The following is an 18,219-nucleotide window of genomic DNA, read 5'->3' as shown; positions in this document are numbered from 1 at the left end:
CGGTCGCGCCCGCGCGGCGACGCCGCACGCCGGACCGGCCCCGCGCTCCCCGAGGGGGGCGGTCCTACCAGGCGAAGGCCTCCGGGCTCGGACCCGGGCCGGGGAAGATCTCGTCCAGGCCGGTCAGCAGCTCCTCGGACAGCTCCAGCTCGGCCGCGCGGACCGCGGAGGCCAGCTGCTCGGCGGTGCGCGGGCCGACGATCGGGCCGGTCACGCCCGGGCGGGTGAGCAGCCAGGCCAGGGCTGCCTCGCCGGGCTCGACGCCGTGCTTGTCGAGCAGGTCCTCGTAGGACTGGATCCGCGCGCGGGTGGCCGGGTCGGCGAGGGCGTCGGCCGCGCGGCCGGAGGCGCGGCGCCCGCCCTCGACCTCCTTCTTGAGGACGCCGCCGAGCAGACCGCCGTGCAGCGGCGACCACGGGATGACGCCCAGCCCGTAGTCCTGCGCGGCCGGGATGACCTCCATCTCGGCGCGGCGCTCGGCCAGGTTGTACAGGCACTGCTCGCTGACCAGCCCGATGGTCCCGCCGCGCCGGGCGGCGATCTCGTTGGCCTGGGCGATCTTGTAGCCGGGGAAGTTCGACGAGCCGACGTAGAGGATCTTGCCCTGCTGGATCAGGACGTCGATCGCCTGCCAGATCTCCTCGAACGGGGTGTCCCGGTCGATGTGGTGGAACTGGTAGACGTCGATGTGGTCGGTCTGCAGCCGCTTGAGCGAGGCGTCCACGGCCCGGCGGATGTTGACGGCGGAGAGCTTGTCGTGGTTCGGCCAGGCGGGGCCGTCGGCGCCCATGTTGCCGTAGACCTTCGTGGCGAGGACGACCTTGTCGCGCCGGCCCTCGCCCTTGGCGAACCACGTGCCGATGATGCTTTCGGTACGGCCCTTGTTCTCGCCCCAGCCGTACACGTTGGCGGTGTCGAAGAAGTTGATGCCCGCGTCCAGCGCCGCGTCCATGATGGCGTGGCTGTCGGCCTCGTCGGTCTGCGGGCCGAAGTTCATGGTGCCGAGGACGAGCCGGCTGACCTTGAGTCCCGTGCGTCCGAGCTGCGTGTACTCCATGACGGCCAAGCCAACGTCTTGGAGTGCGCTCAAGGCAAGCACCCGCCGCGCGCCGGGCGGAGGGCCCGGGCCGGAAACCGGGGGAGAGACCCGGAATGTCAGCCCGCGTAGGGCGCGCCCAGGTCCCAGCCCTGGTACATGGCCTCCGCGAAGGCCGCAGCGATCTTGTGCTCGCCGCTCGCGTTGGGGTGGGTCCCGTCGTAGGTGTCGGCGGAGATGTCGTAGGACGGCGGGGGCGAGGCCAGGAGGATCGGGGAGGCCGGTTCGTCGAGGTCCGCGGCGGTCTTGGCGAGCAGCTCGTTGAAGCGGGCGACCTCGCCGGCGAAGGCCGTGTCCGTACGGGCCCGGACGTTCGGCGTCACCGGCAGCCACACCATCCGCACCCGCCGGTTCGCCGCACGCGCCTCGGCCGTGAAGGCCCGGACGTTCTCGGCGGTCTGCTCCGCGTTCGTGTAGAAGCCCAGGTCGATCAGGCCCAGGGAGACCAGCAGGACGTCCGCCCGGCAGGACCGCACGGCCTCGCCGATCAGCGGCGCCATGTGCTGCCAGCCCTCGCCCCAGCCGGCGAGGTGGGCCCGCGGGAAGTCCGGCGCGGCGTACGCGTGGGACGTGGGGGCGCCGGCGTGCTGGTCGTAGAGCGTCTCGCGGGGGCCGACGAGGGTGAAGGGGCCGCCGTGGGAACGGCACAGGTGCTGCCACATCCGGTAGCGCCACGTGTGTTCGCCCGCGCTGCCGATCGTCATGGAGTCACCGACGGGCATGAACCTGAGCATCCGCTCATCATGGACGATCGGCGCGCCGGACGGGGTGTGAGCCGGGCCACGCGCCCCCGGGCGCTGTCCGGCCGGCCGGCCTCCCGGGGGGACCGCCTGATGAACCGCCCTGTGTGATGGCACGCTTGGGGCATGCGCAGAGCCTTCGCCCTCCTCGTCGCGGCCCTCCTCCCGGGCGCCCTCGCCGTGCCCGCCCACGCCGCCGACGGGGACGGGGAGTTCACGATCAGGGATCCGCGCATCACCGAGTCCAGCGGTCTGGCGGCCTCGCGTCAGCACCCGGGGATCTACTGGACGCACAACGACAGCGACGACGGGGCCTACCTCTACGCCGTCGACAGCAGGACGGGCGAGACGGTGGCCACGATCACCATGACCGGCGTGGGCAGCCCGCGCGACGTGGAGGCCATCTCCATCGGACCGGACAACCGCATCTGGGTCGGCGACATCGGGGACAACCTCGGCGGCACCTGGCCGCACGTGTGGATCTACCGGCTGCCCGAGCCGAAGACCCTGCGCGACCACTCGATCCGGGCCACGCAGTACGTCGTGAAGTACTCCGACGGCGCGCGGGACGCCGAGTCCCTCGTCGTGCACCCGAAGACCGGCCGCGTCTACATCGTCGACAAGGACGAGAAGGGCGGGCACCTGTACGAGGGCCCCGCCGCCCTGTCGCCGGGCGGCACCAACGTGTTCCGGCCCGTCGCGGCCGTCCCGGACCTGGAGGCCACCGACGCGACGCTCTCCCCCGACGGCGAACACCTCGTGGTGCGCAGCTACTTCGGGGCGGTCGCCTACGACTGGAACGGCGGGCGGATCAAGCGCAAGGAGCGGCTCGGGGTGCCGTTCCTCGGGCAGGGGGAGTCCGTCACCTACACCGCCGACGGGACGAAGCTCATGTTCGGCGCGGAGGGAGCGGACAGCCCGGTGGAGCCGCAGGACGCACCCGGGGGCTCCGGCTCGGCCCCGGCCGAGGGCGGTTCGTCCTCCTCGGGGGAGGGCGCCGGGGGCGAGGGGCTGAGCGGCGACCTGAAGACCGGGGCGATCGCCGCTGCCGCCGCCCTGGTCGTCATGGTCGGCCTGCGCAGGCTGAGGCGCCGGGACTAACTCCCTTACGGGGCCGGGTCCTTAGCCGGCTCCGGGGACCGGCGGCGCCGTTCCACCAGGATTTCCAGCCCGTCCAGGATGCGCTGCAGCCCGAACTCGAAGTGGTCGAAGTCCGGTCCGAAGGTGTCCTCGGACAGGGACGCCATGACCGGGTAGCGGCCCGACGCCATGGCCTTCTCCAGGACCGGAACCTGCGCCTGCCAGAACTCGGCGTCCGTCAGGCCCGTCCGGCGCTCCGCCTCCAGCTGGTACAGCTGCGTGCGCGCGGCCCCGACGACGTACCCGTCGATCATGACGATCGCGGAGACCAGTTCGGGGTCGCTCAGCCCCATCGGGCGGATCCGGGTGAGGATCTTCTCCATGCCGTCCAGGGCGCTCGGGCCGAGGATCGGGCGTGACTGGTTGACGTGCAGCAGCCAGGGGTGGCGGCGGTACAGGGCGAGGGTCGCCCGGGCCAGTGCCTCCAGGGCCGCGCGCCAGCCGCCGTCGCCGAGGTCGGCCGGGTTCTCCGAGGGGCGCTGGACCCGGTCGAGCATGAGGTCGAGCAGCTCGCCCTTGCCGGGGACGTACCGGTACAGCGACATGGTGCCGGTGCCGAGTTCGGCGGCGACGCGGCGCATGGAGAGTCCCTCCAGACCCTCCGCGTCCGCCACCCGGACGGCGGCTTCCACGATCCGGTCAAGGGTCAGGGTCGGCTTGGGCCCGCGGCTCGGGCGCCGGCCGGTGTCCCACAGCAGCTCCAGGGTGCGGGCGATGTCGCCGCTGCCGCTGGTCTCCGTACTGCCACTGCCACTCGTGCCGCTCGTCATGAGCCCAGCTTAGGGCCCCGCGCAAAAAACTGGGTACGGCGTACGCGTAATCGGGTACGCTGTACTCAGTTCAGTGCCGCGACGCGGCACGAGCCACGGGAGGGGCCACATGGACGGATACGCGGTGCGCGCCGAGGCGCTGGAGAAGCGGTACGGCGAGAAGCGCGCCCTGGACGGTTTCGACCTCGCGGTGCGCGAGGGCACGGTGCACGGCCTGCTGGGTCCGAACGGCGCGGGCAAGACCACCGCCGTGCGCATCCTGTCCACGCTCATCCGGCTGGACGGGGGCCGGGCGACGGTCGCCGGTCTCGACGTGGCCCGGCAGCCGCGCGAGGTGCGGGCCAGGATCGGGCTCACCGGCCAGTACGCGGCGGTCGACGAGGTGCTGACCGGCCGGCAGAACCTGGAGATGTTCGGCCGCCTGTTCCACCTGGGCGGCACACGCGCGAAGCTCCGCGCGGCCGAGCTGCTGGAGCAGTTCGACCTGACCGACGCCGCCGACCGGGGCGTCGGCAAGTACAGCGGCGGCATGCGGCGCCGCCTCGACCTCGCCGCGTCGATGATCCTCGCCCCGTCCGTGCTCTTCCTCGACGAGCCGACGACCGGCCTGGACCCGCGCAGCCGCGGCGAGGTCTGGGACTCCGTCCGGGCCCTGGTGGCGAGCGGCACGACCGTGCTGCTGACCACGCAGTACCTGGAGGAGGCCGACAAGCTCGCCTCCCGCATCACCGTCATCGACCAGGGCCGGGCCATCGCCGACGACACCCCGGACGGGCTGAAGGGGCGGGTCGGCGGCGACCGGAGGTCGTGGTCGCCGAGCGGTCCGAGATCGCGCGGGTGGTGAAGGTCGTCGCCCGGGTCACCGACGGCGAACCGGAGGCGGACGAGGCCGAGTTGCGGGTGCACGCCCCGGTCGCCGACCGGGTCGCGGCCCTCACGGAGGTGGCGCGGACCCTCCAGGACGAGGGCGTGCGCGTGGAGGACATCGGACTGCGCAGGCCGAGCCTCGACGACGTCTTCCTGCGCCTGACCGGACACCGGACCGAGAAGGAGGCCGCGGCATGAGCGCCGTCGACCTGAGCACGCCGAGCGCGCGGGGCGGCACGTACTGGCTGCTCGCCGACTGCTGGAACATCGTCCGCCGCGGCCTGACCCACTACCAGCGCCAGCCGGTCAACATCGCCTGGCAGCTGGGCTTCCCCATCCTGTCCGTGCTGCTCTACGGCTATGTCTTCGGCAGCGCGATGACGGTGCCGGGCGGCGGGGACTACAAGGACTTCCTGATGCCGGGCATGTTCGTGATGACCATGGCGTTCGGCTTCATCAACACCGCCACGGTCGTGGTGTACGACTCCACCAAGGGCGTCATCGACCGCTTCCGCTCCATGCCCATGGCGTCCTCCGCCGTGGTGGCCGGACGCGGGGTCACCGACCTCATCGTGGCCTGCGCCGAGCTGGCCATCATGATGCTCACCGCGTTCGCCATGGGCTGGCGCCCGGACGGCGGCCTCGGCTTCCTCGCCGCGTTCGGGCTGCTGTTGTGGCTGCGGTTCGCACTGATCTGGATCGGTGTCTGGCTCGGGCTGCTCGTGCCCAACCCGGAGGCGGCGGGCGGCCTGTTCGCGGTCGCCTTCCCCCTGACGATGATCTCCAGCATCTTCGTCGCGCCGCAGCTGATGCCGGACTGGCTGGGCTGGGTCGCGGCCTGGAACCCCATCTCCTCCACGGCGGCGGCCACCCGGGAGCTGTTCGGCACGCCCGTCGGGGGCGGCGACTCCTGGGTGGAGCAGCACGCCCTGCTGATGGCCGCGGTGTGGCCGGTGATCCTGACGGCGGTCTTCCTGCCGCTGGCGGTACGGCGGTTCCAGCGGCTCGGCCGGTGACCGGCAGCCGGTAGCGGCTCGGCCGGTGACCGGCAGCCGGTTGCTGGGGGCGCTCGGTGGTGGCCGGGCGCACCCCCCCGTAGGGTGGCCGGTCATGGGGGATGCGGAGAACGGGACGGTCGCCGTCCCGGCCGGGCGGGTCACGCTGTCGGACCGGCGGACCCAGCGCAGCTGGACGGTGGACGTCGCGCCGTTCCGGCTGTCGGCGGTCCCGGTCACCCAGGAGGAGTACGCCGAGGTCACCGGCCGCACACCGGGCGCGGGCCGCGGTGACCGGCTGCCGGTCGAGAACGTGTCCTGGTGGGACGCCGTCCACTTCTGCAACGCCCTGTCCCTGCGCGAGGGGCTGGCCCCCGCGTACCAGGTGTGCGAGGCCGGTGAGACGGTCGACTGGGACACCTCGGCCGACGGCTACCGCCTGCCGACCGAGGCCGAGTGGGAGCACGCCTGCCGCGCCGGCGGCACCAGCCCGCGCTACGGCCGCCTCGACGACATCGCCTGGTACCGGGGGAACGCGGGCGACAGGATCCACCCGGTGGGCGGCAAACAGCCCAACGCCTGGGGCCTGTACGACATGTTGGGCAACGTCTGGGACTGGTGCTGGGACCTCTACGACCCCCAGGTCTACGGCTCCTACCGGGTGCTGCGCGGGGGCGGCTGGTCCGACGAGCACTGGAGCTGCCGGGCGTCGGTGCGACGCCGGAGCCATCCGACGTTCCGGATCGACGACGTGGGCTTCCGGGTGGCCCGGACTCCCCGGGCCTGATCCGGACGGCCGGCCCCGGGCCGTCGTCGTCTCCCGCACCGGGGAACGAACGGGTCGCAGCGTCGGCAGCAGAAGCCGCATACCGACCCTGACATCTGTCAGGGACGCGACGTCCCTGGCGTGCCCTACGGTTCGAGGCGCTGACTCGGGGGAGCTCTTGGCTGCTACGGCATCCGGAGCAGGAGACGTGAGCGCTCCGGTCGGGTGACAGCAGCAGCCGTGGTGACGGCATCCCGCCGTCGCGGCGGCTGCATCGGTTGCGACTACGGAGGAGCTCAGATGAGGTTGAGGGGAATCAGGCAGCGGGCGGCCGCAATGGCCGTGACGCTGATCGCCGCGGCCCTTGTCCCGCTGGCGGCGCAGGCGCCGGCCCAGGCGGCGACGAACGCCGCGACCGGAACGGCCGGTTGGACACCGCAGATCTACCCGCTGCTGTCAGGCGAGTGGGTGAAGCGGGATGTGACGTCCGAGAAGCGGCGGGATGAGCTGATCTGGTGCTCCATGGCATCCGGCATCGCCTGTGTGGCGGTCGGTCAGGGCGACGGCAAGCACAGCATCTTCCACCTGTTCAAGTGCGATGAGCGGTCGCTCTCGAACTTCGTCGACGCGCTCTCGGTGCGCAACAACCAGACCGGCGGCGCCCAGGTCCGTTTCTGGGGTCCCAGGTACTCGTACTCCGCCCCCGCGGACGGCAACATCTACAACTTCCCGGACTACGCGACGTACGACTTCAATCGCCTCGACATCTGCTGAGGGCCCCTCGCCCCGGGCACGCCGATCGCAGTGCCCGGGGCGGAAGCCTTCGCGAGGCCGGCCGCGGAGTGACGGCTGTCCGACGCAGGGGAGCGAGGCCCTGTGGCCACGCTGCGCCGCCCTAGAACCGCCTAGCCCTCCAGCCCCGTGCCCTCCAGGGCCGCCGTCTTGCCCCGCCCCCGTCCCACCTGGGTGCGCACCGCCCCCATGCTCGCCGCGATGACCAGGGCGATCGCCGCGGCCTCCGGTGCCGTGAGGGACTGGTCCAGGACGAGGAAGCCGGCCGTGGCGGCGATGGCCGGTTCCAGGCTCATCAGGATCGCGAAGGTGGAGGCGGGCAGCCGGCGCAGGGCCAGCAGTTCGAGGGTGTAGGGCAGGACCGAGGAGAGCAGGGCCACCGCCGCGCCGAGCCCCAGGGTCACCGGGTCCACGAGCTTCGCCCCCGACTCGGCGATGCCGAGCGGCAGGAACAGCACCGCGCCCACCGCCATCGCCAGGGCCAGCCCGTCCGCCTGCGGGAACCGGCGGCCCGTGCGGGCGCTGAAGACGATGTACGCCGCCCACATGGCGCCGGCGCCCAGGGCGAAGGCGGCTCCGGTGGGGTCGAGACTGCTGAAGCCCCCGCCGCCGAGGAGGAACACACCGGCGAGGGCGAGGGCCGCCCAGACGACGTTGATCGCGCGGCGGGACGCCAGGACCGACAGGGCGAGCGGGCCGAGGACCTCCAGGGTGACGGCGGGACCCAGCGGGATCCGGGCGAGGGCCTGGTAGAACAGGCCGTTCATCGCCGCCATGGTGATGCCGAAGACCACGACCGTGCCCCAGTCGGCGCGCGAGTGGCCGCGCAGGCGGGGACGGCAGACCAGCAGCAGGACGACCGCCGCCACGAGCAGGCGCAGCGCCACCACCCCGAGGGCGCCGGCCCTCGGCATCAGCGTCACCGCCAGGGCGCCGCCGAACTGGACCGAGATCCCTCCGGCGAGGACGAGGCCCACGGGCCCGAGGGAGCCCAGCCGGCCCGGGCCGGAGGCGGAGCCGGACGCGGGTGACGCGGTGGTCGTGGGCTGGGGCGTGGTGACGCTGTCGGGGGTCACGGGCGGTCCATTGCTCGTCGGCGCGGATGCGGGCTGTCCGTACACCGGCCTGCACTGCGCGTACATCCCGGTGTACTACGCAGTCCAGGGTAATGGACTCGGTCAGGTGCGTGAAGCCTTTTTGCCGCTGTCTCGGGCCGTGAGACGCCGGCCCGGACACCCGCCCCCGGCCTCAGCGGCGGGACATGTACAGCTCGAACGCCCGGTACAGCAGCCGGTTGAGCGGGTAGTCCCACTCGCCGAGGTACTCGACGGCCTCGCCGCCGGTGCCCACCTTGAAGCGGAGCAGGCCCAGCAGCGGGCTGGACTCCTCCAGGGTGTCGGTGATGCCGCGCAGGTCGTAGACGGCCGCGCCGAGCTCATGGGCGTCGGTCATCATGCGCCACTGCACGGCGCTGCTCGCCTGCACCTCCCGCCTGCGGCTGGTGGAGGCCCCGTAGGAGTACCAGACGTGGTCGCCGACGGTCAGCATGGTGGCGGCGGCCAGCACCTCGCCGTCGTGATGGGCGAGGTAGAGCCGCATCCGGTCCGGGTGCTCGGCGGTGAGCGCCTCCCACATGCGCTGGAAGTAGGAGAGCGGGCGCGGGAGGAACCCGTCGCGCTCGGCGGTCTCGCCGTACAGCTCGTGGAAGGCCGGCAGGTCCTCCGCGTCGCCGCGCACGACCTTCACGCCGGCCTTCTCCGCCTTCTTGATGTTGCGCCGCCATTGCTGGTTGAGCCCGTCGTGGATCTGCTCCAGCGAGCGGCCGGCGAACGGCACCTGGAAGACGTACCGGGGCTGTCCCGCGGCGAAGCCGGACTCCCCGCCGGCCCCGCTCTGCCGCCAGCCCATGCGGCGCAGCCCGTCCGCGACCTGCCCGGCCCGCTGCTCGTACGACGTCGCCCGCACGTCGCGCAGCCGGCGGGCGGCCGGGTCCGCGATAGCCGCCTTGACCGTCTCGGCGCTCCAGCGGCGCACCACCACCGGCGGGCCCATCCGCACGGCGAAGGCGCCCCGCCGCCGCAGGTGGGCGACCATCGGCTCCAGCAGGCGCTCCAGGCCCGGCTCGTGCCAGTCGAGCAGCGGGCCCTCGGGCAGATACGCCAGGTACCGCCGCAGCCCGGGCAGCGGCGGCCCCGGCAGCGGGCGCAGCAGCACCAGACCGGCGCCGACGAGCTGCCCGGTCAGGTCGAACCAGCCGAGGCTCTCCGCCTCCCAGTCGGGCTTCACCGCGCCCCAGGACGGGACCTGGGTGTGGCTGGCGGAACGGCGGGCCGAGACGAACGCCAGGTGCTCGTCACGGGTGATCGGCTGGACGCGGACGCTCATGCGCGGGCTCCTTCGAGCAGCGGCCCTCCACGGGCGGTGACTGGTGCCGCGAGCCTAGGAGCGGCCCCGCCGCTGCCGGCCCCGGACACTCGGGTCCGCCCGCCGTGTGGCCCGAACGCCTCACACGGGCCCGCGCGCGGGAGGGGAATCCTCCAGAGCCTCGGCCAGCACCTCCGCCAGATGCCTGCCGCGCACCCCCGCCAGCTGCTCCAGCTGCGTCCGGCAGGAGAAGCCGTCCGCCAGGACCACCGTGCCGTCCGCGGCGGCGCGTACCGAGGGCAGCAGCTGGTCCTCCGCGCACGCGGTGGACACCTCGTAGTGGCCCCGCGTGAAACCGAAGTCGCCCGCCAGACCGCAGCAGCCGCCGCTCAGTTCGCCGGAGAGCCTGGCGGCCGCGCGCAGCCGGCGGTCGGCCGCGTCGCCGAGCACCGCGTGCTGATGGCAGTGGGTCTGGCCGGCCACCGGACGGTCCACGCGCGGGGGCGTCCAGCCGGGGGCGTGCCGCTCCAGCACCTCCGCGAACGTCAGGACCTTCGCCGCGAGACGGGCCGCGCGCGGGTCGTCGTGCAGCAGCTCGGGCGCGTCGGTGCGCAGGGCCGCCGCGCAGCTCGGCTCCAGCACCACCACCGGCGCCTCGGTCTCCAGCACCGGTTCCATCAGGTCTAGCGTGCGGCGCAGCACCGCGCGGGCCCGGTCGAGCTGCCCGGTCGACACGTACGTCAGCCCGCAGCAGACCCGGCCCCTCCCGCGCAGCAGCGACAGCGGATCGAGGGCCACCGTCCGGCCGTCGCCCACCGGCGGTCTCCTCAGGTGCAGGGTCGGCGGCAGCGCCACCCGCAGCCCGGCGGCCTCCAGCACCCGCACGGCGGCCCGCCCCACGGCGGGGGAGAAGTGCTCGGTGAAGGTGTCGGGCCACAGGACGACCAGGTCCCCGGCCGTGTCCCGGCCGGGCGCCTCGCCCCGCCGCCGCTCCCACCACCGGCTGAACGTCCGCCGCGCCACGCGCGGAAGGTCCCGCTCGGGGGCGATCCCGCCCAGCCGTTTCGCCGGCGCGGCGAAGGGCCGTGTCCCGGCGAGGGCGTTCACCAGCACCGCCGTGCGCGTGCGGGCCACCGCGCGCAGCCACACCGGCAGCCGGCCCATCGCGTAGTGCGCGGCGGGCCTGCGCCGCCCGGCGTAGTGGTGGTGCAGGAACTCCGCCTTGTACGTGGCCATGTCGACGCCGACCGGGCAGTCCGAGCGGCAGCCCTTGCAGGACAGGCACAGGTCGAGCGCGTCGCGGACCTCGGCCGAGCGCCAGCCGTCCGTGACCACCTCCCCGGCGAGCATCTCGTGCAGCAGCCGGGCCCGCCCGCGCGTGGAGTGCTCCTCGGCGCCGGTCGCCCGGAAGGACGGGCACATGACGGCGGGCCCGGACACCGACGCCGTACGGCACTTGGCGACCCCCACGCAGCGCCGCACCGCCGCCGCGAAGTCGCCGCCGTCGGCCGGGTAGCCGAAGGCGACGTCGACCGGTTCCCGGGGGAGGGCGGAGAAGCGCAGGTGGGAGTCGAGGGGCGCGGGCCGGACGAGCATCCCCGGGTTGAGCAGGCCGTCCGGGTCCCACACCGCCTTCGCCCGCTCGAACAGACCCACCATCTCGGGGCCGTACATCCTCGGCAGCAGCTCCGCCCGCGCCTGGCCGTCGCCGTGCTCCCCGGACAGCGAACCCCCGTGCGCCACCACCAGCTCCGCCAGCTCCTCGGAGAAGCGGCGGAAGCGGGCGACCCCCGCCGGGGTGAGGAGGTCGAAGTCGACGCGGACGTGGATGCAGCCGTCCCCGAAGTGCCCGTACGGCGTGCCGCGCAGGCCGTGCGCCGCCATCAGCGACCGGAAGTCCCGCAGGTAGGCGCCGAGCCGGGCGGGCGGCACCGCGCAGTCCTCCCAGCCCGGCCACGCCTCGGTGCCGTCCGGCATCCGCGTCGCCGTGCCGCTGGCGTCCTCCCGGATCCGCCACAGCGCCCGCTGCCCCGCCTCGTCCGTGACCACGAGCGCGTCGAGGACGTCGGCGGCCCGCACGATCGCCTCCGCACGCGCGCGTGCCTCCGCCCGGGACTCCCCGCCCGTCTCCACGAACAGCCAGGCCCCGCCCCGCGGCAGGTCCGCGGCGGACGGCACCAGGTCCGCCGCCATGCCCTCCACCGTCAGCGGCCCGTACGGCAGCAGCCCGGCGGCGGCCTCCGCGGCGGCGCTCTCGTCGGCGTACGCCAGCACGGCCAGCGCACGCGCGCGCGGCGCCTCGACGAGCCCCACGACCGCCTCGGTGAGCAGGCCCAGGGTGCCCTCGCTGCCGCAGAAGGAACGGGCCACGTCGGCGCCCCGCTCGGGCAGCAGGGCGTCCAGCGCGTAACCGGAGATACGGCGGGGCAGGTCCGGAAAGCCCGTGCGCAGCCGGGCCAGTTCGCCCTCGGCCAGCGCCCGCAGGCCGTCCGGCGCCCCGGCCCAGTCGCGCCCGAGCCGCAGCCGCCGCCCGCGCGCGGTCAGCACGTCCAGCTCGCGCACACTGTCCGCCGTCGTCCCCCAGGCCACCGAGTGCGCGCCGCACGAGTTGTTGCCGATCATGCCGCCGAGCGTGCACCTGCCGTGCGTCGACGGGTCCGGGCCGAAGCGCAGCCCGTGCGGGGCGGCGGCCTCCTGGAGCCGGTCGAGCACCAGGCCCGGCTGCACGACGGCCGTACGCGCCGCGGGATCCAGGGCGACCAGCCGGTTCATGTGCCGGGTGAAGTCCAGGACGACACCGGTCCCGGTGGCCTGCCCGGCGATCGACGTCCCCCCGCCCCGTGCCACCACCGGCACCTGCCACTCCCGGCACACCGCCAGCACGGCCGCGACGTCGTCCCCGTCCACCGGCGCCACCACCCCGTATGGCACACGCCGGTAGTTGGAGGCGTCCATGGTGACCAGGGCCCGGTCCCGGGCGCCGAAGCCCACGGCACCGCGGACGGCCGCGCGCAACTCGCCCTCCAGGGCCGTCAGGTCCCGGGCCGTCAGGTCCGTGCCGTGCGGAAGATCCGTCATGCCTCCAGCATGCACGCGAGCACCGTCAGTGACGACCCCGGCCGCGGCCGGACCGGATCGCCGCGTCCACCTGCCGTCTCACCCGACGGACGACGTTTCGCCCAGGTTTCTGGAAACGGCTACGCTCCCCTCCGTGGCTGAGATCCGGATTCCCTCTGACATCAAGCCCGCGGACGGACGTTTCGGCGCGGGTCCCTCCAAGGTGCGGACGGAGGCGCTGGACGCCCTCGCCGCGACCGGCACCTCCCTGCTGGGCACCTCTCACCGCCAGGCTCCCGTCAAGAACCTGGTCGGCCAGGTCCGCGAGGGCATCAGCGAGCTGTTCCAGCTCCCCGACGGCTACGAGGTGATCCTCGGCAACGGCGGCTCCACCGCGTTCTGGGACATCGCGACGCACGGCCTGATCGAGAACAAGTCGCAGCACCTCAGCTTCGGCGAGTTCTCCTCCAAGTTCGCCAAGGCCGCCAAGCTCGCTCCGTGGCTGGCCGAGCCGGACGTCGTCTCCGCCGACCCGGGCACGCACCCCGAGCCGGTCGCCGCCGAGGGCGTGGACGTCTACGCGTTCACCCACAACGAGACCTCCACCGGTGTCGCCATGCCGATCAAGCGCGTGGCCGGTGCCGACGAGGGCGCCCTGGTGCTGGTGGACGCCACCTCCGGCGCCGGCGGCCTGCCCGTCGACATCAGCGAGACGGACGTCTACTACTTCGCCCCGCAGAAGTCCTTCGCCTCCGACGGCGGCCTGTGGATCGGCGTGTTCTCCCCGGCCGCCATCGAGCGCGCCGAGCGGATCCACGCCTCCGGCCGCCACATCCCGGAGTTCTTCTCGCTGCCCACGGCGATCGACAACTCCCGCAAGAACCAGACGTACAACACCCCGGCGCTGGCCACCCTCTTCCTGCTGAACCAGCAGCTGGAGTGGATCAACGGCCAGGGCGGCCTGGACTGGTCGGTGCGCCGCACGGCCACCTCCGCGCGGACGCTGTACGGCTGGGCCGAGGACGTCAAGTTCGCGAACCCGTTCGTCACCGACCCGGCCAAGCGCTCGCAGGTCATCGGCACGATCGACTTCACGGACGAGGTCGACGCCGCCGCCGTCGCGAAGGTGCTGCGCGCCAACGGCATCGTCGACACCGAGCCCTACCGCAAGCTCGGCCGCAACCAGCTGCGTGTCGCGATGTTCCCGGCGATCGACCCGGCGGACGTCGAGGCGCTCACCAAGTGCGTCGACTACGTGATCGAGAAGCTCTGACCGTCTCCCGCACCTGACCGGAGGGCGCCCCGCACACGCGGGGCGCCCTTCGTCGTACGCGGGGCGCCCTCCGTCGTACGCGGGCGGGCGCGCCCCGCCGCCCGCGCCGTGCGGCTGATCCGGTCACGCCCCGCCCGGGCGCCGCCGTCGCCCTCCCGCACATTTTCATGCAAGCACGCTTGATTGTTTCCGGCGCCGCTGCCATGCTCCTCAGCACGCCGCACCACCCCGCACACCGCCGTGTCCCGAGGGGAGCGTCCCGTGTCCGATCCGACGTCCGTGCTCGACGACCTGCGCGAGGAGAGCGAGGAACTCGACCGGCTCGTGGCCGGGCCGGACGCGCGGCACTGGGCGCTCGCGACACCCGCGCCCGGCTGGACCGTGGCCCACCAGATCGCCCACCTGGCCTGGACCGACCGCTCCGCCCTGCTCGCGGTCACGGACGCCGGTGCCTTCCACGCCCTGGTCGAGAAGGCTCTCGCGGCGCCGGGCTCCTTCGTCGACGAGGGCGCCGAGGAGGGCGCTGTGCTCCCGCCCGGCACGCTGCTCGCCCGCTGGCGGGAGGGCCGCATCGCGCTGGAGGAGGCCCTGCGCGCCGCTCCACCGAAGGCGCGTTTCCCCTGGTACGGGCCGCCCATGTCGGCCGCCTCCATGGCCACGGCCCGGCTCATGGAGACCTGGGCTCACGGACAGGACGTCGCCGACGCCCTGGGTGTGGTGCGCCCACCCACCGACCGGCTGCGGCATGTGGCCTGGCTCGGGGTCCGCACCCGGGACTTCGCCTTCGGCGTGCACGGGCTGACACCGCCCGGCGACCCCTTCCGCATCGAACTCCGGGCACCCTCCGGCGCCCTGTGGACGTACGGCCCCGACGACGCCCCGCAGCGGGTCACCGGCCCCGCCCTCGACTTCTGCCTCCTGGTCACCCAGCGCGCCCACCGCGGTGACCTGGCCCTGCGCGCCGAGGGCCCCGGCGCCGACCGCTGGCTGGACCTCGCGCAGGCCTTCGCGGGACCACCGGGCAGCGGGCGCCGGCCGAAGGGAACCGCCTCGTGACCGCCGCTCCCCCCGGTCGCCGGACGAGCCCGGAGCCCCTGCGCGTCGGCAACGCCTCCGGCTTCTACGGCGACCGCTTCGACGCCCTGCGCGAGATGCTCACCGGCGGCGAACTCGACGTCCTCACCGGCGACTACCTCGCCGAGCTGACCATGCTCATCCTCGGCCGGGACCGGCTCAAGGACCCGGGCGCCGGATACGCCCGCACCTTCCTGCGGCAGCTGGAGGAGTGCCTCGGACTCGCGCACGAGCGGGGCGTGAAGATCGTCACCAACGCGGGAGGCCTCAACCCGGCCGGACTCGCCGACGCCGTACGGGCGTTGGCCGGCCGGCTCGGCATCCCCGTGCGCGTGGCCCATGTGGAGGGCGACGACCTCACCGCCGCGCACCCGGGCAGCCTCGCCGCCCACGCCTACCTCGGCGGCTTCGGCATCGCGGCCTGTCTGCGCGCGGGCGCCGACCTCGTGGTGACCGGGCGGGTGACCGACGCGGCCCTGGTCACCGGGCCCGCCGCCGCCCACTTCGGCTGGACTCCGGCGGATCACGACCGGCTCGCGGGGGCCGTCGTCGCCGGGCACGTCCTGGAGTGCGGGGCGCAGGCCACCGGCGGCAACTACGCCTTCTTCCGCGACGGCGACGTGCGCCGCCCCGGCTTCCCGCTCGCCGAACTGCACGACGACGGCGGCTGCGTGATCACCAAGCACCCCGGCACCGGCGGTTTCGTCGACGTCGGCACGGTCACCGCCCAGCTGCTGTACGAGACGGCCGGCGCCCGGTACGCCGGGCCCGACGTCACGGCCCGGCTCGACACCGTACGGCTCGGCCAGGACGGGCCGGACCGGGTGCGGATCGAGGGCGTGCGCGGGGAGGCGCCCCCGCCGGCCCTCAAGGTCGGGCTGAACAAGCTCGGTGGCTTCCGCAACGAGGTCGTCTTCGTGCTCACCGGCCTCGACATCGAGGCCAAGGCCGCCCTGGTGCGCGACCAGATGGAGCCCGCGCTGCGGGACGTGGCGGACGTCCGCTGGGAGCTGGCCCGAACCGACCGGCCCGACGCCGACACCGAGGAGTGCGCGAGCGCGCTGCTGCGGCTGGTCGTGCGGGACGCGGAGCAGCAGGCCGTGGGGCGGGCGCTGAGCGGGGCCGCCGTGGAATTGGCGCTGGCCAGCTACCCCGGCTTCCATGTGCTGGCGCCACCCGGGAAGGGCGCGCCCTATGGGGTGTTCGAGGATGTGTATGTCCCCCATGGTGTGGTCGACCATGTGGCCGTCCTCCCCGACGGACGCCGGGTCACGGTGCCCCCGCCCCAGGACACCCGCGTGCTCGACGACGTCCCGGAGCCACCGCTGCCGGAGCCGCCGCCGGCCGGGCCGTGCCGCAGGGCCCCGCTCGGCCTGGTCGCGGGGGCCCGCAGCGGCGACAAGGGCGGCAACGCCAACGTCGGCGTCTGGACCCGCACCGACGACGCCTGGCGGTGGCTCGCGCACGAGCTGACCGTCGAGCGGTTCCGGGAGCTGATCCCCGAGAGCCGCCCGCTGAAGGTGACCCGGCACGTGCTGCCCCACCTGCGTGCCCTGAACTTCGTCGTCGAGGGGATCCTCGGCCGGGGCGTCGCCGCCCAGCACCGCTTCGACCCGCAGGCCAAGGCGCTCGGCGAATGGCTGCGCTCCCGCCACCTGGAGATACCGGAGGCCCTGCTGTGACCGTCCTGACCTCCGCGCTCGACACCGCGGGCCCCGACTTCCGGGCCAGCCGCGAGGCGATGCTCGACAAGCTCGCCGCCCTCGACGCCGAGCACGCCAAGGCCCTCGCGGGCGGCGGCGAGAAGTACGTCGCACGGCACCGCGGGCGCGGCAAACTCCTCGCCCGCGAGCGCGTCGAGCTGCTCCTCGACCCCGACACGCCCTTCCTGGAGCTGTCCCCGCTGGCCGCCTGGGGCAGCGACTACACCGTCGGCGCGTCCCTGGTCACCGGCATCGGCGTCGTCGAGGGCGTCGAGTGCCTGATCACCGCCAACGACCCGACCGTACGCGGCGGGGCGAGCAACCCCTGGTCCCTGAAGAAGGCCCTGCGCGCCAACGACATCGCGCTCGCCAACCGGCTGCCCTGCATCAGCCTGGTGGAGTCCGGCGGCGCCGACCTGCCCTCCCAGAAGGAGATCTTCATCCCGGGAGGGGCCATCTTCCGGGATCTCACCCGGCTGTCGGCCGCCGGCATCCCGACCGTCGCGGTCGTCTTCGGCAACTCCACCGCCGGGGGCGCCTACATCCCCGGCATGTCCGACCACGTGATCATGGTCAAGGAGCGCGCGAAGGTGTTCCTGGGCGGCCCGCCGCTGGTGAAGATGGCGACCGGCGAGGAGAGCGACGACGAGTCCCTGGGCGGCGCCGAGATGCACGCGCGGACCTCGGGCCTCGCGGACTACTTCGCCGCCGACGAGCACGACGCCCTTCGGCAGGCCCGCCGCGTGGTCGCCCGCCTCAACCACCGCAAGGCGTACGGCGATCCGGGCCCGGCCGAGCCGCCCAAGTACGACGCCGAGGAGCTCCTCGGCATCGTCCCGGGCGATCTCAAGAGCCCCTTCGACCCGCGCGAGGTCATCGCCCGCGTCGTCGACGCCTCCGACTTCGACGAGTTCAAGCCGCTGTACGGCACCAGCCTGGCCACCGGCTGGGCCACCCTGCACGGCTACCCGGTCGGCATCCTCGCCAACGCCCAGGGGGTGCTGTTCAGCGAGGAGTCCCAGAAGGCCGCCCAGTTCATCCAGCTCGCCAACCAGCGCGACATCCCGCTGCTCTTCCTGCACAACACCACCGGCTACATGGTCGGCAGGGAGTACGAGCAGGGCGGCATCATCAAGCACGGCGCGATGATGATCAACGCCGTCAGCAACTCGAAGGTCCCCCACCTGTCGGTCCTGATGGGCGCCTCCTACGGCGCCGGCCACTACGGCATGTGCGGCCGCGCCTACGACCCCCGCTTCCTGTTCGCCTGGCCCAGCGCCAAGTCGGCCGTCATGGGCCCGCAGCAGCTCGCCGGCGTGCTGTCGATCGTCGCCCGCCAGTCCGCCGCGGCCAAGGGACAGCCGTACGACGACGAGGCCGACGCCGCGCTGCGTGCCATGGTCGAGCAGCAGATCGAGTCCGAGTCGCTGCCGATGTTCCTGTCCGGGCGGCTCTACGACGACGGCGTCATCGACCCGCGCGACACCCGCACCGTCCTCGGCCTGTGCCTGTCCGCGATCCACACCGCCCCCTACGAGGGCGCCCGCGGCGGCTTCGGCGTCTTCCGGATGTGAGGAACCCT

14 protein-coding genes and 1 pseudogene are annotated in these 18,219 nt (G+C 73.6%); 9 read left to right on the top strand and 6 right to left on the bottom strand.

Going from position 1 to position 18,219, the window contains the following annotated elements; translation table 11 throughout:
• Positions 1-64: 64 nt before the first annotated feature.
• Both ACF07N_RS27110 and ACF07N_RS27105 read right to left on the bottom strand, forming a co-directional pair.
• On the bottom strand, positions 65-1,057 hold the full coding sequence (locus ACF07N_RS27110; RefSeq protein WP_392117687.1) for an aldo/keto reductase: 993 nt from the start codon (positions 1,055-1,057) through the stop codon (positions 65-67).
• Between the two features lie 98 nt (positions 1,058-1,155).
• Complete coding sequence (locus ACF07N_RS27105) at positions 1,156-1,830, bottom strand: SGNH/GDSL hydrolase family protein (protein ID WP_392117684.1); 675 nt, start codon at positions 1,828-1,830, stop codon at positions 1,156-1,158.
• A gap of 132 nt (positions 1,831-1,962) precedes the next feature.
• Between ACF07N_RS27105 and ACF07N_RS27100 the strand changes: the two genes are divergently transcribed.
• Entirely contained in the window at positions 1,963-2,937 is a 975-nt protein-coding gene (locus tag ACF07N_RS27100) for a WD40 repeat domain-containing protein (protein WP_392117682.1), read from the top strand.
• 5 nt (positions 2,938-2,942) lie between these two features.
• On the opposite strand, the gene ACF07N_RS27095 is transcribed toward ACF07N_RS27100, so the two are convergent.
• Positions 2,943-3,746 (bottom strand): TetR/AcrR family transcriptional regulator, encoded by an 804-nt coding sequence (locus tag ACF07N_RS27095; RefSeq protein WP_392117679.1) that lies wholly within the window; start codon positions 3,744-3,746, stop codon positions 2,943-2,945.
• Between the two features lie 109 nt (positions 3,747-3,855).
• Here ACF07N_RS27095 and ACF07N_RS27090 point away from each other — a divergent pair.
• From ACF07N_RS27090 to ACF07N_RS27075, 4 genes and pseudogenes are all read left to right on the top strand, one after another.
• Positions 3,856-4,811, top strand: a pseudogene (locus tag ACF07N_RS27090) (ATP-binding cassette domain-containing protein).
• On the top strand, positions 4,808-5,629 hold the full coding sequence (locus tag ACF07N_RS27085; RefSeq protein ID WP_392117676.1) for an ABC transporter permease: 822 nt from the start codon (positions 4,808-4,810) through the stop codon (positions 5,627-5,629). The pseudogene ACF07N_RS27090 and the gene ACF07N_RS27085 overlap by 4 nt, the downstream one beginning before the upstream one ends.
• Before the next feature lie 94 nt (positions 5,630-5,723).
• The gene (locus ACF07N_RS27080) at positions 5,724-6,395 is read left to right on the top strand and encodes a formylglycine-generating enzyme family protein (RefSeq protein ID WP_392117673.1); all 672 of its coding nucleotides are present in this window, start codon (positions 5,724-5,726) and stop codon (positions 6,393-6,395) included.
• Positions 6,396-6,674: 279 nt separating this feature from the next.
• Positions 6,675-7,148: a hypothetical protein gene (locus ACF07N_RS27075; protein WP_392117670.1), complete on the top strand. Its 474-nt coding sequence runs from the start codon at positions 6,675-6,677 to the stop codon at positions 7,146-7,148.
• Between the two features lie 131 nt (positions 7,149-7,279).
• Here the strand turns inward: ACF07N_RS27075 and ACF07N_RS27070 are convergent, their stop codons facing one another.
• The 3 genes from ACF07N_RS27070 to ACF07N_RS27060 all read right to left on the bottom strand — a co-directional run bounded on the left by ACF07N_RS27070 (position 7,280) and on the right by ACF07N_RS27060 (position 12,608).
• Positions 7,280-8,308 (bottom strand): DMT family transporter, encoded by a 1,029-nt coding sequence (locus tag ACF07N_RS27070; RefSeq protein WP_392117667.1) that lies wholly within the window; start codon positions 8,306-8,308, stop codon positions 7,280-7,282.
• Positions 8,309-8,414: 106 nt separating this feature from the next.
• Complete coding sequence (locus tag ACF07N_RS27065) at positions 8,415-9,551, bottom strand: lipid II:glycine glycyltransferase FemX (RefSeq protein ID WP_392117664.1); 1,137 nt, start codon at positions 9,549-9,551, stop codon at positions 8,415-8,417.
• 120 nt (positions 9,552-9,671) lie between these two features.
• Entirely contained in the window at positions 9,672-12,608 is a 2,937-nt protein-coding gene (locus tag ACF07N_RS27060) for an FAD-binding and (Fe-S)-binding domain-containing protein (RefSeq protein WP_392117661.1), read from the bottom strand.
• A gap of 133 nt (positions 12,609-12,741) precedes the next feature.
• Here ACF07N_RS27060 and serC point away from each other — a divergent pair, with 133 nt between their 5' ends.
• From serC to ACF07N_RS27040, 4 genes are all read left to right on the top strand, one after another.
• Positions 12,742-13,860, top strand: coding sequence for a phosphoserine transaminase (gene serC, locus ACF07N_RS27055; RefSeq protein WP_392117658.1), 1,119 nt, complete (start codon positions 12,742-12,744; stop codon positions 13,858-13,860).
• A gap of 261 nt (positions 13,861-14,121) precedes the next feature.
• The gene (locus ACF07N_RS27050; RefSeq protein WP_392117655.1) at positions 14,122-14,916 is read left to right on the top strand and encodes a TIGR03084 family metal-binding protein; all 795 of its coding nucleotides are present in this window, start codon (positions 14,122-14,124) and stop codon (positions 14,914-14,916) included.
• Positions 14,913-16,616: an acyclic terpene utilization AtuA family protein gene (locus ACF07N_RS27045; RefSeq protein WP_392117652.1), complete on the top strand. Its 1,704-nt coding sequence runs from the start codon at positions 14,913-14,915 to the stop codon at positions 16,614-16,616. Before ACF07N_RS27050 ends, ACF07N_RS27045 begins: the two co-directional genes overlap by 4 nt.
• Positions 16,613-18,211 carry an acyl-CoA carboxylase subunit beta gene (locus tag ACF07N_RS27040; protein WP_392117649.1) on the top strand — a complete coding sequence of 533 codons (1,599 nt, stop codon included), beginning with the start codon at positions 16,613-16,615 and terminating at the stop codon, positions 18,209-18,211. Before ACF07N_RS27045 ends, ACF07N_RS27040 begins: the two co-directional genes overlap by 4 nt.
• Positions 18,212-18,219 lie beyond the last annotated feature (8 nt).

The organism is Streptomyces sp. NPDC015242 (assembly GCF_043079125.1).
Taxonomy (GTDB): domain Bacteria; phylum Actinomycetota; class Actinomycetes; order Streptomycetales; family Streptomycetaceae; genus Streptomyces.
The sequence above is the reverse complement of the archived record's forward strand: the minus strand, read 5'-3'. Positions and strand labels throughout refer to the sequence as shown.